This window comes from Clostridium sp. C1 (genome assembly GCF_018223625.1).
Taxonomy (GTDB): domain Bacteria; phylum Bacillota_I; class Bacilli_A; order Erysipelotrichales; family Coprobacillaceae; genus Allocoprobacillus.
Genome location: NZ_CP073631.1, coordinates 2,900,493 through 2,925,075 on the forward strand (window position 1 = coordinate 2,900,493; position 24,583 = coordinate 2,925,075).

A 24,583-nucleotide genomic window follows, 5' to 3' on the forward strand; every position below is an offset into this window, starting at 1 on the left:
TGAAAATGTCCGGTGTTTTATATCGCAAAGAATTACGTACAAATTTTCCATTAATCTTTCTTTTTCTCATGATTATCACTATGTATGCCACTATTATCATTTCTATGTATGATCCAAATATGAATAGCAGTTTACAGGTTTTAGCTAAGTCAATGCCAGAAATATTTGCGGCTTTTGGAATGATGAATGTGTCATCTTCATTGATAGACTTTATTACGAATTATTTATATGGCTTTTTGCTTATTATTTTTCCGTTTTTATTAAATGTGATACTGTGTTATCGTTTGATGGGAAAATATATTGATCATGGTTCAATGGCCTATCTATTATCTACACCGATAGGTCGAAGAAAAATTGTTATGACACAATATCTTGTTTTATTGACAGCTATGTTGATTGTTGTTATGTATACTTTTATATTGATTATTTTGTTGTCATTTTTGATGGTGAGTGAAGAAAGTTTAGACATCATTCATTTTTTATATGTCAATATAGGATTGTTAGCTCTGCAATATTTTTTAGGAAGTTTATGTTATTTATCAGCGTTGATATTTAATGAAGCCAGACTTTCTATAGGTATAGGTGCAGGTATTAATATTCTTTTTATCATGATCTGGATGTTGTCACAAGTTGGTGATCAACTGGAAATTCTGCATTATTTGACACCATTATCATTGTTTGATCCACAACTGTTATCCACTGGTGATGGTCAATCATGGCTTTATATATTTGTTTTATTGCTGTGTTCTGGGATTGTTATTGTTTTAGGACAGTGGATATTTCAAAAACGTGATTTACCATTATAGGCATATGAGTTGTGCCTACAATGGTTTTTTTATATAATAATCAAAAAGGTGGGATTGAAATGAAAGTATTAATGATTGGTGGAAGCTATTTTTTAGGACGTCTTTGTACCATGCATTTTTCAAAACAATGGGACTGCACACTTATCAATCGTGGTCATTATTCAATGAAAGATTATCATGTGACTGAATATTTTTTTGATCGTCATGATATGAAGGCATGGCAGCAGCTTCCTTATGAAGAATATGATGCTGTGATTGATTTTTGTGCTTATCAATCAGGTGATATACAAACGGTCATAAAAGCTTTGAATGGACGTATTCATCATTATGTATTTATCAGTACAGTTGATGTTTACAAGCGTCAAACAGGTGTTTGTAAAACAGAGGATCATCCATTAGAAACACGTCAATTTGAAGGGGATGCAGGGGCTTATATTACAGGTAAAGTTCAACTTGAACAAGAATTGGTGCATTTATCAAAAGAGTATCAAATACCTTATACTATTTTAAGACCGGGTCAAATTTATGGACCTTTTAACTATGCACCTAGGGAGTCTTTATTGATTGAAAGAGTCGTGAAAGGTTTACCATTGTTTTCATTACATGATGCCACATTGCCTTTTCAAATGGTTTATGTAGAAGATGTTGTGAATGCTATTGAAAAAGTTGTTGAAAAAAGAGCTTATAATGAAATATATAATGTTGTCAATGAAGAAGAAGTGACTTATTCAATGATGAATCAAATTCTTCTAACATGTCAGCCAGACTTAAAAATAGAAAATCATTCTATTGAAGAAGCGATTCAGCTTCATTATCCACTTCCATTCCCTTTGTTTTTAGAAGAAATGGAATATTATAATGGTCAAAAAATTGTCAAGCAGCTCCATCTTCAATATACACCATTAAAAAGAGGTCTTAGAAAAACATATCAGGCTTTCTATCCTGTTTATAGTTCCAATGAAAAAAGATGAGTTGAGGCTCATCTTTTACATATCTTGAATAATTTGTTTGACAAGTTTAACAAGATTCACTTCTGCCTGATCAGCAGCTTCCATCACTTCTTGATGATTGAGTTCACTCTGACCTAAACCGGCAGCTTTATTTGTAACAAGTGAAATACCAAGTGTTGTCATACCTGAATGTCTGGCAACAATAGCTTCAGGAACTGTAGACATACCCACCATGTCTGCTCCTATTGCTTTTAATGCACGAATTTCAGCTGGTGTTTCAAACATTGGACCTTTAAAGAAACAATAAACGCCTTCTTTAAGAGAAACATTTGTTTTCTTTGCAGCATTTTTAGCAATTTCCTGTAATTGTTTTGAATAGACTTCTGTCATATCTTTAAAGCGAGGACCAAATTCATCTAAATTAGGACCACGTAATGGGCTAGGAGCCATAAATCCAATATGATCAGAAATTAAAGTAATCTGACCGGGATTGAGATCATCTCTAATTCCCCCACAGGCATTTGTGACAAATAAATAAGGAATACCAAGTTTCGCAAATACACGAATAGGTAACGTTACAATGTCCATATCATGTCCTTCATAATAATGAAAACGTCCTTTCATAGCACATACTGTTTTATTGGCAATTGTTCCAATATAAAGTTTTCCTTCATGACCGGGAATTGTAGAAACAGGGAAATGGGGAATATCCTGATAATCAATGATTATAGGATTTTCAATTTCATCAGCTAGTGGTCCTAAACCTGATCCTAAGATAATCGCAATATCAATTTTTCCATCATAGCGTGAATGAATATATTCATAAGCTTCATTAATTTTTGTATACATAGTCTTCCTCCTCAAATCCTATTATAAACAAACTTTCTATGAAAAAAAAGACCTTTCGGTCTTTAATCAGCATTTAAAATAGATGCTTGTGTATATGTTCTTTGAGCCAGTTCGTTATTTAATGAATAAAGTGATTTAGGATCATGCCCAAATAATTCAAATTGAGAAAGTAAATCAGAGGCATTCTTTTCTTCTTCACCTTGCTCAGAAACATACCAGTCTAAAAACTTCATTGTACGATAGTCTTTGATTTCATGGGCTGCATCATAGATGTTATGAATAAGGCTTGTGACATATTGTTCATGTTCTAAACCATATTTTAATGGATCATCAAGATGTTTTAATTCTTTATCTGGTTTATCAATAGCTTGAAGTGTGACTTGATAATCATTATCTTGTAGATATTGTAGAATACCAATCGCATGGTCCATTTCTTCTTTGGCTTGGATATTATACCAGTTAGCATAACCATTCAATCCTTTGTAAGCATAGAAATTTGCAAAATCTAAATATAAATAAGCAGAATACATTTCTTTGTTAATTTGATCATTTAGTAAATCAGCAACTTTTTGATTCAACATTTTTTATTCCTCCTTACGTAGTTATTATATACCTGAATATTGATAAAAACAATGTCTATGGTGGGATATTGTAGACTTTATGAGTAATATTTTGGTAAAATAATAAAAAGAAGGTGAGATTATGGGTTTTCCAGAAAATTTTTCTTTGAAATCTATTGAATTGAATGAAAAAAGGGTTATTAGAGATGCGATACATGATTATATTCATGTTGATCATTTAATTATTTGGCGTTTGATTAATTCTCAAGAAATGCAACGTTTACGTAGAATTAAACAATTAGGTGGAACTTATCAAGTTTTTCAAAGTGCTGAACATTCACGTTTTGTTCATTCTTTAGGGGTTTATCAAGTTGTTCGACGTATGTTGGAAACAGAATGTTTAAGCAATGCTTTAAATGATTATGATAAACTTTGTGTGATGTGTGCAGGATTATTACATGATATTGGACATGGTCCCTTTTCTCATTCTTTCGAGGGTGTTTTTGGTGGAAATCATGAAGATATGACAGTGAAAATGATTTTAGAAGACAGTGAGGTTCATCATATTCTATCCTCTTTTTATGAAAAACTTCCCCAAGATGTTGCTTCCATTATTCAGCATACACATCCTCACCATATTTTAATCCAAATGGTTTCAAGTCAGCTGGATGCTGATCGTATGGACTATTTGCTAAGAGATTCTTATATGAGTGGTACAACTTATGGACACTTTGATATGTCACGTATTTTACGAACAATGCGTATTCGAGATGGTAAAATTGTTTATAAAGAATCTGGGGTTCAAGCTATTGAAAATTATATTCTTGCCAGATATCACATGTATTGGCAGGTTTATTATCATCCAACAGCACGTAGTTATGAACATCTTCTACAATGTGTTTTTCAAAGAGTTAAAGATATATATCGAGAGGGTTATGATTTTCAAACACAGCTTGACTATCTTATTCCAATGTTGGAAAATCGTGTTCAGGTGCAAGATTTTGTTGATTTAGATGAAGCTGTTGTCTTGTATTATTTTAAAGAATTTAGACATGAAAAAGATTTTATTTTGAGTGATTTAGCATCACGATTTTTAAATCGTCATTTGTTTAAATATATGCAACTCAAAAATCTTGATGATTTAAAACGGATAAAAGATATTGCTAAAGATAAGGGGTATCATCCAGATTATTATATTGTTAGTGATAATCAAAAACAGATTCCTTATTTACATTATGGAGAAAGTGGAGAATTAAGTGAAATTGAGATTTTGGATAGTGAAGGATCTCTTTCTCCTTTACCTATGAAATCAGAGATTGTGTCCGCTATTTTGAATTCTAAACGTTTTAAATCAGATCAAAAAGTATTTTTTCCAAAGGAGATAAAAGATGAATTATCAATTTTTTAATGTGCTTCCTGTAGAAGCAAAAATGATTAGAGAACAGGTTTTTGTTGAAGAACAAGGCTTTCAAAATGAATTTGATGATATTGATGCAAGAAGTTGGCATTTAGTGATTTATGATTATCATACGCCTATTGGCTGTGCACGTATGTATGATGAAAATGGTGTTGTGATTTTTGGTAGAATTGCAGTGATTAAAGAAAAAAGGCATAAGCATCTTGGAAGTTATATACTTCACGAATTAGAAAAGAAAGCCAGAGAACTGGGATATTTAGAAGCAATGCTTTCAGCTCAAGTCAATGCGAAAGCGTTTTATGAAAAGAATGGGTATGTTGCTTATGGTGAAGAATATCTTGATGAATTTTGTCCTCATATTCATATGAAAAAAATTTTATAAATAATGAATGATTCTGTTGTGTTCAATCGTATTGATAATGAATAGGAGGGAAACAGAATGAAGAAAATCGTTGTTTTGATATTATTGGTTGTTATTGTATTGGGAGTTAAAATGAGTTATACCTACGCGTCATCACAAGAAAGAAGATGTTATGATACAAACATAGAGGATTGCCTTGATAGTCAAGAAACAAATGCTTCCCATTCATCACAATGTTATTATATTGATGAAAACGGTGATGGTATTTGTGATTATTATCAAAACTCTGACTGTCATGTGATAGAACATCATGATCAGCATCATCAACAGGCTCATCATTATGGAAGACATCATTAGTCATGAAGGCAGGTATGTATGCGTAGTGAAGATGAAATCAATCATGCTGTTGATGTCTATGGTGATACAGTTAAGAGAATTTGTATGCTGCATTTAAAAAATTGGGCTGACACGGAAGATATATTTCAAAATGTTTTTTTAAAATATGCATTAACTCGAAAAAAATTTGAAAGTACCGAACATGAAAAAGCATGGATTATTCGTGTCACAATCAATCAATGTCACGATTTATTAAAGAGTTTTTTTAAAAGTAAAACACAATCTCTAGAGACTCTTAAAAATTTACCAGAAAGATCACCTGATTTTATAAACGAAGTTTTAGAAGCTGTTCTACAATTACCAGTTAAATACAAAGATGTTGTCTACTTATACTATTATGAAGGATATGAAGCTCATGATATTGCGAAGCTATTGCATAAAAATGTGAATACAGTTTATACATTGCTTAATCGTGCAAGGTGTATGTTAAAAAAGGTATTAGGAGATGATGAAGATGAATAATTCTATAAAGGATGCTTTTAATTCTATTCATGCACAAGAATCTCTTAAAGATAAAACGAAAGTTTATGTTAAACATACATTACATCGTAGGCATAAAAGACGTTTTCAATATGTGATGGCAGGAGCACTTGTATTGATTCTTTGTTTAGTGATTGGAGGATACAAGGCGTATTATACACCGGTTGCAGCACTGAGTTTAGATATGGATTCTTCAATTGAATTGAAATTAAACATTTTTAATCGTGTCATAAATATGAAAGAGTATAATCGTCATGATAATAAAAAAGATTTTTATTCTATACATCATATGAATTATATTGAGGCTATACAAACAATTCTTTCATATGAAAATATTTCTGCAGATGATTTAGAATTAACTGTTTATTGTCAATCTACAGGTCAATCGAAAACACTTCAAAATGATTTGATATCACAAATTTCTATCTTAAAAAATCGTATTTATCATACTGCCAATCATGATGAGATCAAAACAGCTCATCAATTAGGTGTTTCTTTTGGAAAGTATCGTGCCTATCTATCTTTGCTGGAAGTTGATCCAGAAACAACAGTTGAAGATATAGAAGATTTATCAATGAGTGAAATACATGATTGTTTACAAGAAAAATCACGACAGCACCATCAAAATCATCATGGGTATAGTCATCAATAAAAGTATTAGAGAATATAGCACAATATTTACAATAAGCAAATATTGTGCTATATTTGTCTTAGAAAAAGATTTTTTAACTTTTTTGTCTAAATAAGAAGTAAAATGAAGTATTTAATGCGTATATATATAATAGAGGAACATTTCTTGGATTGTTTTATGACTCCTTAAATATTGATGTTGTTGTTAACTATAAAAATCAAAAAGGAGGAACAATCAATGAATGAGAAATATCTAAAAGTATTAAATAAATTAAGACCTATTGATGATACATTCATGAGAATGATATTCAGGGATCATCAATGTGTTGAGCTGTTGATGAAGATTATCTTTGGTGAACAGTTTTCACTCAAGAGATTTGAAACACAGGAGGACCATAAGCAAGTAGGCAGTCAATCGGTGGAATTGGATATTGTTTTGTATACGGATGAAGGGGCAGTCATAGGTATAGAGGTTGAAAAAAGCAAAGACAATGCCTCACCATTAAGGGCAAGATATCATGCGAGTGTATTGGATTGTGATTTGTCTTATCCAAAAGAAGGATGGAAAGAGTTTCCGGAAATATATGTTGTCTTTATATGTGAAGAAGATGTGTTAAAAAATGGTAAAATGCTAGACCATATACAAAGATATCGAGAAGATGGCAATGTTTTTAAAGATAAGTTACATATCATTTATTTGAATGCATCAATGCAAGATGAAACAGCGTTAGGGAAGTTAATGCATGATATGCTGTGTAATGATCCTGATGATATGTATTATGAAGTTTTAAGAAAAAGAGTCAGTTATTTTAAAAAGCAAGAAGGAGGAAAGAAGACTATGTGTGAAGCGTTAGAAGAATTAGTGAATGAAGCAAAAAATGAAGGAGAAATCAAGAAATTAATGAAATTACTGTTAAAGAAATTTCCAAACAAAAACTTTGAATGGGTGAAGGAGTGTAATAAGACACAATTAGAAAAGATTGATGATTATATCTTTTTGAATATAAGCTACAATGATTTCTATAAATTAGTTCATTCATGACTATCAAAGGGACTTTGAATCCCTTTGATATAATAAATAATCGTTCCTTAATATTGAAGATGAAATCAACTATAAAAATCACATGAAAGGGGCGATATTAGTGAATGAAAGATATCTAGAAGTATTAAATAAATTAAGACCTATTGATGATACATTCATGAGAATGATATTCAGGGATTATCAATGTGTTGAACTGTTGATGAAGATTATCTTTGGTGAACAGTTTTCACTCAAGAGATTCGAAACGCAGGAAGACCATAAGCAAGTGGTTAGTCGATCGGTAGAATTGGATATTGTTGTCTATACGTATGAAGGAGCAGTGATAGGTATAGAGGTAGAAAAAAGCAAGGACAATGCCTCACCTATAAGGGCAAGATATCATGCCAGTATATTGGATTGTGATCAGTCCTATCCAAAAGAGAAATGGAGTCATTTTCCAGAAATGTATGTTATCTTTATATGTGAAGAAGATGTATTGAAAACAAAACGATTAGTGAGTCATATTGAACGCTATATTGACAAACAGGAACAGTTTAAAGATAAGTTACATATTATCTATTTAAATGCATCAATGCAGGATGAAACAGCGTTAGGGAAGTTAATGCATGATATGCTGTGCAATGATCCTGATGACATGTATTATGAGGTTTTAAGAAAAAGAGTCAGTTATTTTAAAAGACAAGAAGGAGGAAAGAGGACAATGTGTGAAGCACTAGAAGAATTAATTACTGAAGCAAAAAATGAAGGAAGAAAAGAAGGAGAAGATATTGGTGAAAAACGAGGAGAAATCAAGAAGTTGATGAAAATACTGTTGAAGAAATTTCCGAATAAAAACTTTGAATGGATTAAAGATTGCAGTCAGACACAATTAGAAAAGATTGATGATTATATCTTGTTGAATATAAGTTACAATGATTTCTATAAATTAATTCATTCATGACATCAAAGGGACTTCAAGTCCCTTTGATATGATAAATAATTATTCCTTGATATTGAAAATGGAACCAAAAAATCACTGAAATTGCTGTTAAAGAAATTTCCAAATAATAACTTTGAATGGGTGAAAGAGTGTAATAAGGCACAATTAGAAAAGATTGGTGATTATATCATAAGTTACAGTGATTTCTATAAATTAATTTATGCATAATTATGAATATGGAAATCTATAGAACTATAAAATTCAATAAAAAAATGATTATATACATAAGTAAAAATATTCAATATTATAATTATAAGTCATTAAGATATTTGCTTTTTAATATATATAGTTGAGTAGCATTGATGCTACTTTTTTGTATTATAGGAATTTGGTTTCGTATGGCTGATAAATGCTTAAAGCAAATATTAACAATAAGCAAAATAAAAAGTAATGCACCAGCATTACTCTATTTTTCTGCATGCAAAAACGTAACCAGATATATCATTTCTTGACCTGGTGCATTGTTCCTTTTCCACATTTCATGCAGATGCATGACAGTTCATCATCTCCATCAGCCTCCGCTATTTCACTTAATATGTATCCGTCAAGTTCCATTTCACATCCGCATCTGTCACATTTCATAAGTACCTTATCTGACTCATATGTGTCATCATGGAGAAGCATTTCATCAACTTCTTCTGGCGTTAATGGTTTGACTTCTGAGATATTTTGATGTGTAGATGCATCTTTCTTTGTACGGGATGTCATTCTTCCGTCCTCCTTCAAAGGGATTATATGTTTCAGCATAATTCATGATCATTCCACATCTGCATTTGATGGGATCCCTCTGAAATGATTGTATCATAAAATAACGGAAATGTGTCTTCTGGATTTGAATTTTTGCGATGGCCTGTCTTTCCTTCTTGTACTGTGTTTCCTTTTTCTGCTTATGAGCCAGAAGCTCAGCCATTCTATTGTAATGTCTGGTCGACCTGTTGGAATAGAATCCATAGTAGCGAGTCATCTTGAAGTTTTCATCCGGACAGTGTCTGATGACTTTTTGGATGAATCTCTCAACTCTTTCAGTGACATCGATTCTTTTGTCATCCTCATGACGATTATAGAACCAATGAATCATTTTGGTCGTGTCATTATATTCTACAATTCTGCTTTCTGCCATGACAGGTCTGTTGGTATAGCGTGTTATATATGCGACGGTATCATCAACATCATCTTCGCTCTGGTCTTTTTTTGGTTCTTTGGCATAGACATAGAAACCGTCGGGATAGTTTTTATAAAGGTAATTTTTAAGTGCATGGAATTGTCTTGTGTTGATTTTCCTGTCAAGAAGGTCAAGGATCTGAAACATCCAGGTTTTTCTGAGCTTATTGAAATCCATATAGGCAAGGCTTTTGATGCAGTCCTTCCTGAGATTGAGGGCATCCTGACAGACAAGCATGTGGATATGAGGATTGAATTCAAGGGGTCTGCCAAAAGTATGAAGGGTAGAGATGGCACCAAAAACAACATTATCCTTTGTATCCTTATAGAGATAGGGGGAAGAGGATTTTCGGAGCTTTCTGTGTTTTTCGAGTCTTTTGTTTTTTCTGAATTTAGCATCGTTGGCAAGAGCGCTGATGGTATTTCTGGAAGCGATGAATAAAAGGTCGAGGAGAGAACGATCTCTGATGAAATAATCACGGAGCTCTTGGGCGACAGTAAAAACGATATGGCGATGCTTGCAGGAGAAAGTCATGGCAGAGATGGAAATGGAACGCTGTTTAGCTGATTTAGCGGCACACTTAGAGCAGAACCTGGATTTGCAGGTATGAGGGATGGTCGTTTCAAAACCGCAGTCAGGACATTCATACGTATCAAAACCAAGATAGACGGAACCACAGAGGATAGTATCGAGAATATTCTTATAAGTCACATCACGCATTCTATTGTCATTGTAAAGCTTAGTAATATAATCGATATTATCAAAAAAAATATAACCAAAAGATTCTTTAGTATTCTTTCTTATATAAGAAGATAAGACAGCAGAATCGTATAAAAGAGTATCAGGAGTAGAGAGATCAATCATAAGAACATCACCTAAGATGATTATACAATACAAAAAAGCGATAATCATCAAAGATGATTAATCGCCATGGACAAAATTTATTTTGTCCTTTTTTTATTTTTTAGAAAAACTATGACAAAAGTAAAATTGTAATTTTATAAAAAGCATATGCTAATATAAAAATGATAATATGATTTGTGTATTTGAATATTTTATGATTAAATATAAAAAAGAGGTGATCAAAATGTCAAAATCATTGATAGGAAGAATATTAGAAATGGATCCGGCAGCACGTCATCCATTGAATGTAATTATAAATTATCCCGGTTTACATGCTATGTTTTTGTTTCGTATTTATCATTTTTTATGGAAGCTGCATCTTAAATTAATTGCACGTTTTTTAAGTCAGGTAGCACGTTTTTTAACGGGAATTGAAATTCATCCAGGAGCAACAATTGGTAAGCGTTTCTTTATTGATCATGGTATGGGTGTTGTTATTGGGGAAACAACAATTATTGGTGATGATTGTACTTTATATCAAGGTGTGACTTTAGGTGGTGTAGGAACAGGTGAACATAAAGTGAAAAGACATCCAACATTAAAAAATAATGTGATGGTTTCTGCTGGAGCAAAAGTCATTGGAGATGTAACAATAGGTGATAATAGTATTATTGGGGCATCTTCTGTTGTTTTAAAAGATGTTCCACCGAATTGTACTGTTATTGGAATTCCCGGAAGGATTGTGAAAGAAAATGGTCAAAGGGTGGATAAGGAATTATAAACACTGGATATTTTTAATAGGCTCATGGCTTTGTTTGTTTTTCTTTCTATTCACTTTTATGATTGGGTTATGGCATGATATAGATGCATTGATTTATGCTTATTGTCTATCTATTCGTCAACCAGTATTAACATTTTTTATGAAAATAATGACTTTATTAGGATCAGCCTTCTTTATTATTATTTTATGTTTTATAGCTATTGTAATGAATAAATCTTCAGGTTTGAGATTAAGTCTTCATATGGTTGTTCTTGCTTTGATTAACTTTGTGATTAAAAATATTGTCACTAGATCACGTCCTACCTATTTTCCTGTGATTCAAGAACATGGTTATAGTTTCCCATCGTTTCATGCAATGATGTCAATGAGTTTATATGGATTCATTGTTTATAAAATATGGAAATCTCATCATTTTCTAGCTATTGTTATTTTGACTATACCTATAATAGTAGGAATAACACGCATATATTTAGGTGTTCATTATGCAAGTGATATTGTGGCAGGTTGGTTAATTTCTCTATGTTATTTGTCTACTCTTTATTTCATTCATAAAAAATCCTCTGTTTCATAAATATGAAATAGGGGGTTTTGTAAATGTCTATTGATATACAAGCAGCTTTATATTATTATCGTTTGGGTTTAATCAAAAGAGAAAATCATTTATATTGTTTAGTCGATTTAAAGACAGGAGAATGGTATGAATTGATGACTATTTATTATATTGAAACATTATTGAAAAGATGGAATCAAATGAGAATGACCAATTGCATTATAGAAGATTACATGTTAGAATAAAACATGTTCATGATTTTCTCTCTATAGTTAAATGGATATAACAAGTCCCTCCTAAGGACTAGTTGTAGGTTCGATTCCTACTAGGGAGGCCATTGAAAAGATACCGAAAAACATTTTGTTTTCGGTTTTTTTGATTATATCATTAGAATAGCTGACCTTACTATTTATTCATAGATATCATATGACTTTTTATATCATAGATTTTTTTAAATGATGTTAATTTCTTTTAGAGATTCTTTATACTTATAACCAATAGGAACTTGATCTTCATTATTTAATACAACAAAATTATTTCTTATAGATTTGATATAATCTATATTAATGATGAAAGATTTATGACATTGAATAAATTTTACTCCTAGTATTTCTCTTATTTTTTTTAAAGTATATCTTAAAGTATATTGAGTATAAGCTGTATGAATGATGATATTATTTTTGTAAGATTCAATATAAATAATATTGTCTTTTTTTATATGATAATAAATATGACCATTTTTAAGATAAAGTGTATTCATCATATTAAGTAAAAGATTTTTAGATTCAAAAATAGCTTTACACAAATCTGTATATAAATTTTTTTCCATTATATAATAATCAATATAAATACTTTGCTTATTTAAAATGTTTTTCTCATCATTATAAACAAAAAAGATAAGATTTCTCTTTTGATAAAAAACAAAATGCTTTAAAAAAGAATAGTGATTAAAAACGATAATGTCATAGTGCTTATGAATATGAAAGGAATATGAGATTTGAATTTTACATTGAAGTCTATCTTCTATTATTTTTCGTGTTTTTTCATGGAAAGGTTGCTCTAGTAACCAAAGAATATTAATCATATATATGACCTTCTTCCATTTTATTTAAATATTCCCATAAAGTCATTTGATCATCTTGTAGTACATTCATAATATGATATTGATCAATAATATGAATTCCTTTTTTTTGTAATAAACGAATCCCTTCTAAATACTTATCTTTATTCATTCCAAGTAAAGAATCAAAAATAATACAATCACCAGATTTCAATTGAATATTGAAAAGAATAACATAAGCGTTATTAAATATATATTGTGATGATGTTTTTGCGAAAGTGATTGAAATACTTTGAATGATTTTGTAATCTATCATTTGAATGGTTTCCTTAAACAATAAACATCTCCATATATCTATTATTCCAGAAGGTTGGATGATAATTATTGATTGGTTGTTTAAAAGCCATCTTGGTGTAAAATTCATTGGAATAATGATCAATAAGTAAAGTAATAAACATAAAGTCATAATAATCCATTGATTTATAAAAGGTAAATAATGAATAAATAATTTCATGCTTATAAAGTAAAATGAAAAATAAATAATGCTGACAATGATTTTTCCAGGTAAAGTTTGGTGATCTTTTTTCATTTCAAATTGATATTTCATATAATTCTCCTCTTTCCTACAATGCAATTATACACAAAAGAGGGAAAAATAACTATTTGTATGTGATAAACATATTCTTTTTGTGACAAATTTTTTTGAAGCTGGATATATCTGTACATGATGTCTTATCAAGAATATAATTATTATAAGGATAGGTGAGTTCTATGATATATCATTCTATAAAAATGTTGTGGCAAGAAAAACAAAAGAGTTATAATCTAGTGGGAACATTATCTCTATCTATATTATGTATTGTTTTGCTTTTACAGGTATTTAATAATCAGCTTATAAATCCATCACAACCTGGTAATTTTGATATGGTGTTTTTGTATAAATCACTTATTTTTTTAACAGTGTGTTTGATTTGTATATCATTGATTGTTTATTCCTGCCAGTATTATAATAAGATTAATTCTAAGCTTATTGGATTTTTAAGAATTTCTGGATATCAACCTATAAAAGTAGTCGGATATCAAATGATACAAATGGTAATTATTCTCATTATTTCTTGTATTTTCGCAATGCTTATAAGTCTTATTTTCATTCCTTTGATGAATATCTTTATTTATAATTATATGGATATTGAAATATCTATTTTTGATTATTCTTATAACTCATTTCTAGAAGCGTTGTGGTTTGTGGGTGCAGTATTTTTAGTTTTAATATTTATGCAATTTGAGTACGTGAATCAATCTTATATTCCATCACTTATCAAAGGTGATGATACGGTTTCTTTTAAGATATATAAGCGTAATATTGTTTTTGAAGTTATATATATCCTTTTGATTATATCAGGTCTTATTTTTGTAACTATTGAACCACTGAATCAAGGAAAAATGATTCCTTCTCTATTATGTGCAATTGGTATATATGGTGTCATTAAAAGAATTTTACCGCCTTATTTGAAAAAACGTAGTATGCAAAAAAATATAGATGGATTTAAAAGTATATTTTACGGACAATTTATCTTATTAACAAAACAATTAAATCTTTTTATATTTTTCTATTTTCTAATAGACATCCTGACAGTCATTACAGTACTTGTGAATAAAGAAGATCCAAGATTTTTAATAACGTATCAAGTTGCTTATCTTGTTTGTAATATTTTGTTGGATTGTGCTTTAATATCACGTTTTCGATTAAGAAGGGTTAATAAGGAATCATATTATGATAATTTATATAAATTAGGATTAACACCTCAAGAAATCAAACATATTTGTCTTAAAGAAGTCTTTTTTCTTTATACATTTATATTTATGATGGTAATCATTTATTTGTCATTGGTATTTGTTCCTTGTTTATTAAGAAAAGAAGTCACATTATTATTAGTCATGGTATTGATGATGGAATTTGTTTTTCCAATTGTTATATCGGGTATGGTTTCATTGTATGAAGAAAGGAGATATATTGAAAAATGGAAACAATCATAGAAACAAAAGAATTAACCAAAATATATAATCCTCAAACGACTCATAAGGTTGTCGCATTAAAGAATATTTCTATGAGTATTCAACAAGGATCATTTGTCAGCATTATGGGGAAATCTGGTTCAGGAAAAACGACATTAATTAATATACTATCAACTATTGATGAACCAACATCAGGACATGTTTATTTACTTGGACAAGATACTTATTTAATGAGTGAAAAACAAAAAGCAGAATTTAGGAAAGAAAAGATTGGTTTTGTTTTTCAAGACTTTAACTTAATGGATTTTCTTGATGTTAAAGAAAATATTATTTTAGGATTACGATTAAACAAAATCAATATTAAAGACAAAGAAAAAGATATACAGGAGATAGTAGATGAATTAGATATTAAAGATATTCTTGATAAATATCCTTTTGAGTGCTCTGGTGGACAAAAACAAAGAATTGCGATTGCAAGAGCTTTGGTTGAACAACCTAGTATCATTTTTTGTGATGAGCCAACAGGAAATTTGGATAGTTATCGTTCTAAGCAACTGATGGAATATTTTACGGGAATTAATAAAAAATATCATATTACAATTGTCATGGTCACACATGATTGTTTAGTATCTTCTTATTCACAGGAAATGTATTATGTAGAAGATGGTATCATCAAAGATCATATATATAGAGGTGAAGATTCTTTTGAAGAATATTATTCACGTATTGCTCAAATCTCTATGGGGATTACTTTATAAAGAATACATGTATCTATTTTTAGAAGCAGATAAATATTTATTTTAATGCAAATATGTCAATGGAGTATTAGATTGTTGATTATAGTTATGAAACTTTTATGTGTTTTATCAATACTTTAAAGGCATAATCGATGATAACATATAAGTATTAGACACTGTGTATAACTCTTTTTATAATAAAGGTGTTCCTAGATGGAATACCTTTATTTTTTGAAGAAAGGAGTTTGTATATGACAATAGAAGAAGCAAGTCAGAAATATAATATACCGATTAAAATACTCAAAGAGTATGAAAAATGGGGATTATGTGATGAAGTGAAAAAGGTAATGGGGACATGGAATTATGATGATAGTGATATTGAACGTTTAAGTATTATTATGACACTTCATGATATTGGGTTTACAAATGAAGATATTGAAAAGTATATGAGATTATTAGTTGATGGAAGTGATACTCAAAAACAACGTATGGATATGTTAAATAAGAAAAGAAATGGAATTTTAAGTGAAGTGCATTTTAAGGAAAAACAAATATCACGATTAGATTATTTAAGATATGAAATTCAAAAAGAAAATCAAAAAAAGGGTGATTGATATGCAAAAAAATATAGGAAAATCTTTAGCTTTATATCCAACACCATTAGTGGTGGTAGGAGCTATGGTCAATAATACACCTAATTATGTACTTGTTGGGCATTTAGGTATTATGGGGCATGATTATATTATGTTAAGTTTAGCAAAACCTCATTATACAAATATGGGAATTAGAGAAAATCGTACATTAACTGTAAATTTAGTCAGTCAAGATATGTTAGCAAAAGCCGATTATGTTGGATCAGTCAGTGGTCATCAAACGGATAAATCACAAGTTTTTGCTTATCAGATATTAAAAACAGGAGCACCTGTCATTGAGGAATCACCAGTTGTGATGGAATGTCAGGTGGAAGATATTTATGAAACAAAAGGTTTTGATAATTTTATTTGTACGATTGTTGCGACATATGTTGATGAAAGTGTTTTAAATGATCAAAACAAAATAGATTATGCAAAATTGAAACCAGTTCTTTTTGAAATGCCCACATATCAATACTTATCAACAGGAGACATTTTAGGGAAGTGTTTAAAATTAAAAAAATAAGACAAAAAATTTTTCAAAAATCTATATATAAAACAATGACTTTATTTATATAAATAGGAGAAATAGATTATCTGATACTGCTATTTTTCTTAAAATTTAGAGAGGATATTAATCAATGTTCACAAGAGTGAGGTTATAAGGAGAATGATTATGGAATATATTCAATTAGGAAATTCTGATTTAAAAGTATCTCGTATTTGTTTAGGATGTATGGGATTTGGTGATGCGAAAAATGGTCAGCATACGTGGACAATTGATGAACAGCATACAAGAGAAATTGTGAAAAAGGCATTAGATGAAGGAATTAATTTCTTTGATACAGCGATTGCATATCAAAGTGGTACCAGCGAACAATACCTTGGTAGAGCATTAAAAGATTTTGCCAATCGTGAAGATGTTGTTGTTGCTACAAAATTTTTACCACGTACAGAAGAAGAAATTGCACAAAATATGAGTGCCAGAGAACATATTGAAAGACAACTAAATAAAAGTCTAGAAAATCTAGGAATGTGATATGATAACCTCCTAGTAGACAGTGTAAATAATTAAACACTGATACGGGAGGTTTTTATATTGGGAAGAAAAAGCAAATATTCTAAAGAACTAAAAATAGAAATATGTAAACGTTATTTGAATGGTGAAGGATCTACTTATTCATTAGCTGATGAAATTGGCACAAATAATATGGTTGTTTATAGATGGGTTAAAAAATACAATGCTTTTGGTGAATCAGCTTTTGATGATTTAAAATCAAATAATGCATATACTAAAACATTTAAACAGATGGTTGTAGATGCTTATTTAAACGGCGAAGGTTCATTAGATGATCTGGCAATAAAATATAATATTTCTTCTAATAGCACTATCATAAAGTGGATAAAAGATTATAATAGTCATATGGAATTGAAGGATTACATTCCTGGAGGAGAAGATATCTATATGGCGAAAAGCAGAAAAGTAAATAAAGAAGAACGTATTGAAATTGTAAAGTATTGTCTTGAACATGATTTGGACTATAAGACAACAGCTAAGGTATTTGAAACAACTTACGCTAATGTCTTTAATTGGGTCAAGAAGTATAAGGAAAAAGGCGAAGATGGTTTAGGTGATAGACGTGGACATCATAAAGCTGATGAAGAAGTTGATGAAATGACTTTATTAAAACGACAGCTCAAACAAAAGGAATATGAACTTGAAATGGCACTATTGGAGGTAAGAATGTTAAAAAAATTGGACGAGATAGAAAGAAGGCGATATACAGAGAAAGCAAATATGAAGAAGAATATGAAGCAATCAAAGAAATTAGCGAAGAAGAAGTAGATAAAGGAAACACACCAAATATATCACTTATGTGTAGAATACTTGATGTCAAACGTGCAAACTATTATAAATGGCTTCATCATGAAAAGAGTATTGTAGACAAGGAAAATGAAGAGATAGCTGAGCTGATCAAAGAATATCATAAAAAATATAACGGATTATTAGGTTATAGAATGATGGCTGATAGAATAAATAGAGATCATCATAGACATTATAGTGACAAACGTATCTATAAGATCATGAGGACATTAGGTATTCAAAGCATCATTCGACCTAAACGAAGAAGTTGTACAGTTAGAAAAAATAACAACACAGCTAAGAATAATCTTAATAGAGATTTCAATGCATCAAGACCAAATGAAAAATGGGTAACTGATGTCACAGAATTCAAATATGGCCCACATAATGAATATAAGCTTTATTTGAGTGCATTTCTTGATCTCTATGATAGAACAGTCGTCAGTTATGAAGTTGGTAATCACAATAATAATATTCTTGTTTTTAATACATTTGATAAAGCAATTCAAGCTAATAAAGATGCACATCCTTTATGTCATTCGGATGGAGGATATCAATACACAAGTCCAGCCTTTGTAAATATGCTTAAAGAGCAGGGAATGACACAAAGCATGTCAAGAGTTCACTGCTGCATAGATAATGGACCAATGGAAGGCTTTTGGGGAATCATGAAATGTGAGATGTATTATTATGGAAAACATTACAACACAAAGGACGAACTTATTAAGGCTATTGATGATTGAATTCATTATTACATGTATGAAAGATATCAAAGAAGATTTGGAGTAAAGACACCATATGAAGTGAGAAGAGAAGCACTATCATTACAAACACCAAATCAATATCCAATATTAGAAAATAAAAGAATCATAAAATATAAACAAGAACATTATACAAGTAATACAACATTAGCTGCATAAAGAAAAATGAAGTTGTCTCCTCGGCAACTTCATCAAAAACATTTTTAATTATTTCACCTGTCTACTTGACAGGGGCGGTTCAATGGATTATGTAGATTTATATATTTATCATATGTGGGATTATCAGACACCATTATATGATATTATGGAAGCTTTAGATGATATGGTGAAAGCAGGAAAAGTCAGATATATTGGGATTTCTAATTGTTATGCCTATCAGTTGGCTCAGGCTAATGATTTGGCAGAACGTTATCATCTGACACCATTTGTATCGGTTCAGGGGCATTATAATCTAATCTTTAGAGAAGAAGAACGTGAAATGGTAAAATATTGTCAGGAAAACAATATGGCGATGACACCTTATAGTGCTTTGGCTGGAGGACGTTTATCAAAGAAACCAGGAGAAACATCGAAGCGTTTAGTTGAAGATAGCTATGCTCGTTTGAAATATGATCAGACAGCCAAACAAGATCAGATTATTATTGAACGTGTGATGGAACTGGCAGATCACTATCATGTATCTATGACAGAAATTGCATTGGCTTGGTTGCTTACAAAAGTAACAAGTCCAGTTGTTGGAGCAACGAAACTTCATCATATTGAAGGAGCAGTCAAAGCTGTGGATTTGAAATTGACAGATGAAGATATTCATTATTTAGAAGAAGCCTATGTTCCTCATGCATTAGTTGGTGTGATGGCACAAAATACTTTAGAAAATGCCAAACAAAAACATGTATGGTCAACAGGGAAACAAAAAATTTAAGGAGGAAATGACAATGGATGTAAAGAAATTATATGAAACAGATCCAGAATTTATGGATATTTTTGAGCACTTTGCAGGAGATGAAGTGATTCATCAAAAAGGACAGGAATTAGATGATGTAACACGTTATATGGCTATTCTGGCGACTTTATTAGGATGTCAGGGGCAGGAGGCTTTTCGTTTTATTTTACCACAGGCATTACAGGTAGGACTGACACCCGTTATGGTAAAAGAAGTTGTTTATCAATCTTGTGATTATTTAGGTTTTGCTAAAATGTTACCATTTTTAAATATTGTTAATGAAGAATTAGAAAAACAAAACATCGCATTACCTTTACCATCACAAAAAACGACAACAAGGGATAATCGTCTAGAAAAAGGTGCTAATACACAAGCTATCATTTTTGGTGACCATATGAAAGAAGCATGGAAAAATGGTCATATCAATCAATGGTTAGCTGATAACTGTTTTGGTGATTTTTATACACGTACTGGTTTAACATTAGCTCAATGTGAGATGATTACTTTTTGTTTTTTAATGGCACAAGGTGGTTGTGAACCCCAATTGATTGCTCATGCGAAAGGAAATATGAACTTAGGAAATGATGAAGCTTTTTTAAGAAAAGTTGTTTCACAATGTTTGCCTTATATGGGTTATCCTCGTAGTCTGAATGCTATGACATGTATTCAAAAGGCTATCGAATCATAAAGTCAATGTTAAAATAATCATTGATATTTTGATGGTAGGACTTGTGCTTGAATATAGTGGTTAATCGTTTTCCTCACAGGCTTTCTGTGAATGGCTCAGTTCAATCACTTTGAATACTTATATCATTTATAATATTGGCATCTTTTTAAAGTGAACTATGTTCATATGATAGTTCATGGAGTTGTTTTTGACTTTCTGAATTTGTATTATTTTTAATTATATGTAAGCGACTTGCATATAGTTCTTTATTGGTATATGTGTATTCAGTATCATCAAATGAGTATAAAATATGTTATAATATCATTAACAATAACAAGAAGGAGTGAAGCTTATGAATCGAATAAAACGTAGTCAAGAAAAGTATGAACAGTTATTTTTAAAGGAACAGACAGTGGATGTGCATGATCCTGAGTTTATGGCACAATTACAAAGATTGATTTTTGGTGAAGTCTTTGATATTGGAAATTTAACAGATCAACAAAGGGAAATGATAACTTGTACAGTTTTAACGGTTTTACAGACTTTACCACAATTAAAAGCTCATGTTCAAGCTGCATTGAATGTGGGGGTGACACCTTTAGAGTTAAGAGAAGCTTTTTATCAATGTGCACCATTTATCGGTTATCCAAGAACTTTGAATGCGATTGGTATTTTTAATGAAGTACTCCAACAAAGAGGTATTGAATTGCCATTAGATCCTCAATGTGATTTTAAAGATGATGAAAGATATGAACGTGGACTTGCGATTCAAAAAGAATTATATGGTGATGAAATTAAAGAACGTTATCAATATTTGCCAGAAGAATTTCGTGAGGCATTACCAAGATTTTTAACAGAATGGTGTTTTGGAGATTGTTATACAAGAAAAGCAATGGATATCCAAACAAGAGAATTATTAATTTTTTGTATTTTGACAGCCTTAAATGCAAGTGGTCAGCTTTATGCTCATGCATTAGGTAATATAAAGGTAGGAAATTCATTAGAAGTGCTTTATAGTGCATTAATTCAATGTTTACCTTATTTAGGTTTTCCTTGTATTTTTAATGCTTTTCAAGCCATTAAAGAGTTAGCATAAAAAAGAGGAGTTCATTTCTTTGAACTCCTCAAAACTTATCTGTTAAAAAGCCATTTTATAACTATCTTTTCCAAAACGTTTAATATATTCCTGTTCATTATTAGCTAGTCTTAATTTCATAATGACATTACTAATTAAAGCTGGAATAGATGTACCATCTTCATATGTAGAAGAACCCCATACTTGTTCAAAAAGATATGACACACCAAAAGGTTGATAGGGATGAGCAATTAAAATAGATAAAAGCTTGTATTCATTTTTAGTCAGTGTCAGTGCTTTTCCATGACATGAACATGTTCTGGCTGTTGTATCCATGACAATATCTTTGAAACGATAGATACGTCTAGGTTTTAAGATTCCATTTTTATAAACAGATTGAATTTTAATATCTAAATCTTTGAGTGCAAAAGGTTCTATTAAGTAATCATCAGCCCCTGCATTTAATAAAGATTCTAAATAATCTGGAGCTAGGGCATCACTTAATACAATAACAATGGGTTGACCATGTAATTTGATTTGAACTAAAAAATCTCTAATACGAATACGTGGAAAATTATCTTCAATGATGACACAATCATAAGTCTGATTTTCAAAATAATTTTCTAAATCTTTATATGTTATGACTTGTTGACAAATATAGTCTTTAGATTCTAAATAGTCTTTGATTTGATTATTGAAATCTTGCTGACTGTGAATAATAAGAGCCTTAAATTGTCCAAACATAAAATTTCACCTCCTCATAAGTATAATATGAAATAAGAAAAATACAATAGAATATGAAAATATTTCATGAAATTTTGATTGAATTTATAGATGAGTGTTAAGATTTTATATAGACATGATGATAAGAAATTGATACAATGGTTGAAAAAAGGGGGATGTATTGTTCATGGATATGAATAAGTTACTTGAAAATTATGGATGTTTGACTTTCAGCGATGATGTGATGCGAGAAAGAATTCCAAATTCAACATATAAGGCTTTTCATAAAGCATTAGATCAAGGTGAGCCATTAGCGAAAGAAACAGCTACTGTGATTGCGAATGCGATGAAAATATGGGCTGTAGAAAATGGAGCGACTCATTTTACGCACTGGTTTATGCCTATGACAGGTTTAACAGCTGAAAAGCATGATGCTTTTTTAGAACCAGATGGAAATAAAGCGATTTTAGAATTTAGTGGAAAAACACTAAGAAAAGGGGAACCAGATGCTTCATCTTTTCCAAGTGGGGGATTACGTGCGACTTTTGAAGCACGTGGTTATACAGCATGGGATTGTACTTCACCAGCTTTTGTAAAAGATGGAAGTTTGTATATTCCAACATTATTTTGTTCTTATACAGGAGAAGCCCTTGATAAGAAAACACCTTTATTAAAATCAGTAGATGCTTTAACAAAAGCTTCATGTCGTTTATTACCAATGCTTGGCATGGAAGGTGTGACACATGTTGATGCTTCAGTAGGAAGTGAACAGGAATATTTTTTGGTGGCTGATGAATTTTATCAAAAACGTATGGATTTGAAGTTGACAGGAAGAACTTTATTCGGGGCTATGGCACCAAAAGGGCAAGAACTGGAAGATCATTATTTTGGAAGTTTAAAACGTAAAGTTGCAGCTTTCATGAAGGAATTAGATCATGAATTATGGAAATATGGAATTCCATCAAAAACCAAACATAATGAAGTTGCTCCAGCACAACATGAAGTGGCTTGTGTTTATCGTAATGTCAATATTACAACAGATAATAATCATTTATTGATGTTGTTGATGCAGGATATTGCTAAAAAACATGGACTGAGATGTCTGCTTCATGAAAAACCATTTGCGGGAGTCAATGGTTCAGGAAAACATGATAACTGGTCTGTTGTGACAAATACGGGAGTGAACTTATTTAATCCAGGTCCTCATCCTATTGAAAATCTGCCTTTTTTAGCTGCTCTTGCTTGTACTATTAAAGCTGTTGATGAGTTTGCTGATTTATTGCGCATGTCTACTGCGACAGCTGGTAATGATCATCGTTTAGGAGCGAACGAAGCACCACCTGCCATTATTTCAATGTTTTTAGGAGAAGATTTGGATAAACTGATTCATGCGATTATTGAAGGAGAAGAATTAGAAAATAATGATAAAGCCAGATTCCAGACAGGCGTTTCTGTTGTTCCTGATTTTTCTAAAGATAATACAGATCGTAATCGTACATCTCCTTTTGCTTTTACAGGTAATAAATTTGAATTTAGAGCAGTTGGTTCTTCACAATCTATTGCTGGACCTAATACTGTCTTAAATTCTATTTTGGCTTATGAAATGGAAGAAATGGCTGATTTGATTGAACAGGGACAAGAACCAATGGAAGTCATTAAAACATTCTTATCTCAACATCAAAGAATTATTTTCAATGGTGACGGTTACTCTCATGAATGGGAAGAAGAAGCAAAACGTAGAGGACTTCCAAATCGTAAAAACACAGTGGATGCGATGGAATGTTTAAAAGATGAAAAGAACATTCAAATGTTTAAACGTTTAGGTATTTATAGTGAAATTGAACTTCAGGCACGTTATGAAATCTTGCTTGAAAACTATAATAAAACAATTCAGGTAGAGGCTTTAACGGCTTTAAAAATGGCAAGAAATGAAATCTATCCAGCCGCTTTATCTTATCTAAATCAATTAACACAAACATCTTTGCATATGAAAGAATTAAATATCGGTTGTGATTATGTGATTGATGATGTTAAAAATCTTTCATCATTGTTATCTCAAATGAAAAATCAAATGATGATTTTAGAAAAACATATTGAAAGAGCACAACATGTTCAAGATGATATTTTCGAGATTGCAAAAATATGGCGTGATGATGTTTTAACAACAATGAATACATTAAGAGAAATTGTTGATTCTATTGAAAACAGTGTTGATGAAAAATATTGGCCTATGCCAACATATATGGATTTATTATTTGGTATTTAAAAAATCAGCTTGTGCTGATTTTTTATATCGTTA

General features: G+C 30.8%; 29 protein-coding genes, 1 tRNA gene and 2 pseudogenes. 25 read left to right on the top strand and 7 right to left on the bottom strand.

Annotated features, from left to right (window positions below; genetic code table 11):
• Nucleotides 1–5: 5 nt before the first annotated feature.
• On the top strand, nt 6–806 hold the full coding sequence (locus KEC48_RS15420; protein WP_211963398.1) for an ABC transporter permease subunit: 801 nt from the start codon (nt 6–8) through the stop codon (nt 804–806).
• Between the two features lie 59 nt (nt 807–865).
• The gene (locus tag KEC48_RS15425; RefSeq protein ID WP_211963400.1) at nt 866–1,777 is read left to right on the top strand and encodes an NAD-dependent epimerase/dehydratase family protein; all 912 of its coding nucleotides are present in this window, start codon (nt 866–868) and stop codon (nt 1,775–1,777) included.
• Nucleotides 1,778–1,792: 15 nt separating this feature from the next.
• Here the strand turns inward: KEC48_RS15425 and KEC48_RS15430 are convergent, their stop codons facing one another.
• Nucleotides 1,793–2,605: a purine-nucleoside phosphorylase gene (locus KEC48_RS15430; protein ID WP_205089998.1), complete on the bottom strand. Its 813-nt coding sequence runs from the start codon at nt 2,603–2,605 to the stop codon at nt 1,793–1,795.
• Nucleotides 2,606–2,667: 62 nt separating this feature from the next.
• Nucleotides 2,668–3,186: a ferritin gene (locus tag KEC48_RS15435; RefSeq protein ID WP_205089999.1), complete on the bottom strand. Its 519-nt coding sequence runs from the start codon at nt 3,184–3,186 to the stop codon at nt 2,668–2,670.
• A gap of 121 nt (nt 3,187–3,307) precedes the next feature.
• Here KEC48_RS15435 and KEC48_RS15440 point away from each other — a divergent pair, with 121 nt between their 5' ends.
• The 7 genes from KEC48_RS15440 (at nt 3,308) to KEC48_RS15470 (ending at nt 8,431) form a co-directional block, all read left to right on the top strand.
• Entirely contained in the window at nt 3,308–4,573 is a 1,266-nt protein-coding gene (locus tag KEC48_RS15440) for an HD domain-containing protein (RefSeq protein WP_211963402.1), read from the top strand.
• Nucleotides 4,554–4,964 carry a GNAT family N-acetyltransferase gene (locus KEC48_RS15445; protein WP_211963404.1) on the top strand — a complete coding sequence of 137 codons (411 nt, stop codon included), beginning with the start codon at nt 4,554–4,556 and terminating at the stop codon, nt 4,962–4,964. Before KEC48_RS15440 ends, KEC48_RS15445 begins: the two co-directional genes overlap by 20 nt.
• 57 nt (nt 4,965–5,021) lie before the next feature.
• Complete coding sequence (locus KEC48_RS15450; protein ID WP_211963406.1) at nt 5,022–5,300, top strand: hypothetical protein; 279 nt, start codon at nt 5,022–5,024, stop codon at nt 5,298–5,300.
• Between the two features lie 18 nt (nt 5,301–5,318).
• Complete coding sequence (locus KEC48_RS15455; protein WP_211963407.1) at nt 5,319–5,801, top strand: sigma-70 family RNA polymerase sigma factor; 483 nt, start codon at nt 5,319–5,321, stop codon at nt 5,799–5,801.
• A complete protein-coding gene (locus KEC48_RS15460) occupies nt 5,794–6,471 on the top strand; it encodes a hypothetical protein (RefSeq protein ID WP_211963409.1) in 678 nt (225 codons plus the stop codon). Before KEC48_RS15455 ends, KEC48_RS15460 begins: the two co-directional genes overlap by 8 nt.
• A 216-nt stretch (nt 6,472–6,687) precedes the next feature.
• A complete protein-coding gene (locus KEC48_RS15465; RefSeq protein WP_211963411.1) occupies nt 6,688–7,491 on the top strand; it encodes a PD-(D/E)XK nuclease family transposase in 804 nt (267 codons plus the stop codon).
• A gap of 82 nt (nt 7,492–7,573) precedes the next feature.
• Complete coding sequence (locus tag KEC48_RS15470) at nt 7,574–8,431, top strand: PD-(D/E)XK nuclease family transposase (protein WP_211963413.1); 858 nt, start codon at nt 7,574–7,576, stop codon at nt 8,429–8,431.
• Between the two features lie 480 nt (nt 8,432–8,911).
• On the opposite strand, the gene KEC48_RS15475 is transcribed toward KEC48_RS15470, so the two are convergent.
• Nucleotides 8,912–9,178, bottom strand: a complete 267-nt coding sequence (locus KEC48_RS15475) for a hypothetical protein (RefSeq protein ID WP_087936652.1) — start codon at nt 9,176–9,178, stop codon at nt 8,912–8,914.
• Nucleotides 9,099–10,496 carry a transposase gene (locus KEC48_RS15480; RefSeq protein ID WP_211962173.1) on the bottom strand — a complete coding sequence of 466 codons (1,398 nt, stop codon included), beginning with the start codon at nt 10,494–10,496 and terminating at the stop codon, nt 9,099–9,101. The genes KEC48_RS15475 and KEC48_RS15480 overlap by 80 nt, the downstream gene beginning before the upstream one ends.
• Nucleotides 10,497–10,719: 223 nt before the next feature.
• Here KEC48_RS15480 and epsC point away from each other — a divergent pair, with 223 nt between their 5' ends.
• From epsC to KEC48_RS15500, 4 genes are all read left to right on the top strand, one after another.
• Nucleotides 10,720–11,256, top strand: a complete 537-nt coding sequence (gene epsC, locus KEC48_RS15485) for a serine O-acetyltransferase EpsC (RefSeq protein WP_205090816.1) — start codon at nt 10,720–10,722, stop codon at nt 11,254–11,256.
• Between the two features lie 58 nt (nt 11,257–11,314).
• Nucleotides 11,315–11,827: a phosphatase PAP2 family protein gene (locus KEC48_RS15490; RefSeq protein WP_211963415.1), complete on the top strand. Its 513-nt coding sequence runs from the start codon at nt 11,315–11,317 to the stop codon at nt 11,825–11,827.
• 23 nt (nt 11,828–11,850) lie between these two features.
• A complete protein-coding gene (locus tag KEC48_RS15495; RefSeq protein ID WP_087360299.1) occupies nt 11,851–12,051 on the top strand; it encodes a hypothetical protein in 201 nt (66 codons plus the stop codon).
• 17 nt (nt 12,052–12,068) lie between these two features.
• Nucleotides 12,069–12,143: transfer RNA gene (locus tag KEC48_RS15500), tRNA-Arg, on the top strand.
• Nucleotides 12,144–12,257: 114 nt separating this feature from the next.
• Here the strand turns inward: KEC48_RS15500 and KEC48_RS15505 are convergent.
• Both KEC48_RS15505 and KEC48_RS15510 read right to left on the bottom strand, forming a co-directional pair.
• Nucleotides 12,258–12,635 (bottom strand): LytTR family DNA-binding domain-containing protein, encoded by a 378-nt coding sequence (locus KEC48_RS15505; RefSeq protein WP_211963416.1) that lies wholly within the window; start codon nt 12,633–12,635, stop codon nt 12,258–12,260.
• 247 nt (nt 12,636–12,882) lie between these two features.
• Nucleotides 12,883–13,473: a hypothetical protein gene (locus KEC48_RS15510; RefSeq protein WP_211963417.1), complete on the bottom strand. Its 591-nt coding sequence runs from the start codon at nt 13,471–13,473 to the stop codon at nt 12,883–12,885.
• Nucleotides 13,474–13,658: 185 nt separating this feature from the next.
• Between KEC48_RS15510 and KEC48_RS15515 the strand changes: the two genes are divergently transcribed.
• The 11 genes and pseudogenes from KEC48_RS15515 (at nt 13,659) to KEC48_RS15565 (ending at nt 21,582) form a co-directional block, all read left to right on the top strand.
• The gene (locus KEC48_RS15515; RefSeq protein ID WP_211963418.1) at nt 13,659–14,903 is read left to right on the top strand and encodes a hypothetical protein; all 1,245 of its coding nucleotides are present in this window, start codon (nt 13,659–13,661) and stop codon (nt 14,901–14,903) included.
• A complete protein-coding gene (locus KEC48_RS15520) occupies nt 14,888–15,640 on the top strand; it encodes an ABC transporter ATP-binding protein (RefSeq protein WP_211963419.1) in 753 nt (250 codons plus the stop codon). The genes KEC48_RS15515 and KEC48_RS15520 overlap by 16 nt, the downstream gene beginning before the upstream one ends.
• Nucleotides 15,641–15,870: 230 nt before the next feature.
• Nucleotides 15,871–16,233, top strand: coding sequence for a MerR family transcriptional regulator (locus tag KEC48_RS15525; RefSeq protein WP_211963421.1), 363 nt, complete (start codon nt 15,871–15,873; stop codon nt 16,231–16,233).
• Between the two features lies 1 nt (nt 16,234).
• Nucleotides 16,235–16,777 carry a flavin reductase family protein gene (locus KEC48_RS15530; RefSeq protein WP_211963423.1) on the top strand — a complete coding sequence of 181 codons (543 nt, stop codon included), beginning with the start codon at nt 16,235–16,237 and terminating at the stop codon, nt 16,775–16,777.
• Between the two features lie 150 nt (nt 16,778–16,927).
• Nucleotides 16,928–17,287 (top strand): annotated as a pseudogene (locus KEC48_RS15535) (aldo/keto reductase); the annotation flags it as partial.
• Nucleotides 17,288–17,350: 63 nt separating this feature from the next.
• Nucleotides 17,351–18,097, top strand: coding sequence for a helix-turn-helix domain-containing protein (locus KEC48_RS15540; RefSeq protein ID WP_087357659.1), 747 nt, complete (start codon nt 17,351–17,353; stop codon nt 18,095–18,097).
• Between the two features lie 20 nt (nt 18,098–18,117).
• Nucleotides 18,118–18,858, top strand: a complete 741-nt coding sequence (locus KEC48_RS15545; RefSeq protein WP_283092247.1) for an IS3 family transposase — start codon at nt 18,118–18,120, stop codon at nt 18,856–18,858.
• 12 nt (nt 18,859–18,870) lie between these two features.
• A complete protein-coding gene (locus tag KEC48_RS15550) occupies nt 18,871–19,035 on the top strand; it encodes a hypothetical protein (RefSeq protein WP_211963428.1) in 165 nt (54 codons plus the stop codon).
• Between the two features lie 82 nt (nt 19,036–19,117).
• Nucleotides 19,118–19,798: pseudogene (locus KEC48_RS15555) on the top strand (aldo/keto reductase); the annotation flags it as partial.
• A 13-nt stretch (nt 19,799–19,811) separates the two neighbouring features.
• Nucleotides 19,812–20,507: a carboxymuconolactone decarboxylase family protein gene (locus KEC48_RS15560; RefSeq protein ID WP_211963432.1), complete on the top strand. Its 696-nt coding sequence runs from the start codon at nt 19,812–19,814 to the stop codon at nt 20,505–20,507.
• Nucleotides 20,508–20,838: 331 nt separating this feature from the next.
• Entirely contained in the window at nt 20,839–21,582 is a 744-nt protein-coding gene (locus KEC48_RS15565; RefSeq protein WP_211963434.1) for a carboxymuconolactone decarboxylase family protein, read from the top strand.
• 42 nt (nt 21,583–21,624) lie between these two features.
• Here KEC48_RS15565 and KEC48_RS15570 read toward each other — a convergent pair whose 3' ends face one another.
• On the bottom strand, nt 21,625–22,305 hold the full coding sequence (locus KEC48_RS15570) for a response regulator transcription factor (protein ID WP_211963436.1): 681 nt from the start codon (nt 22,303–22,305) through the stop codon (nt 21,625–21,627).
• A gap of 172 nt (nt 22,306–22,477) precedes the next feature.
• Between KEC48_RS15570 and KEC48_RS15575 the strand changes: the two genes are divergently transcribed.
• Nucleotides 22,478–24,550: a glutamine synthetase III gene (locus tag KEC48_RS15575; protein WP_211963438.1), complete on the top strand. Its 2,073-nt coding sequence runs from the start codon at nt 22,478–22,480 to the stop codon at nt 24,548–24,550.
• Nucleotides 24,551–24,583 lie beyond the last annotated feature (33 nt).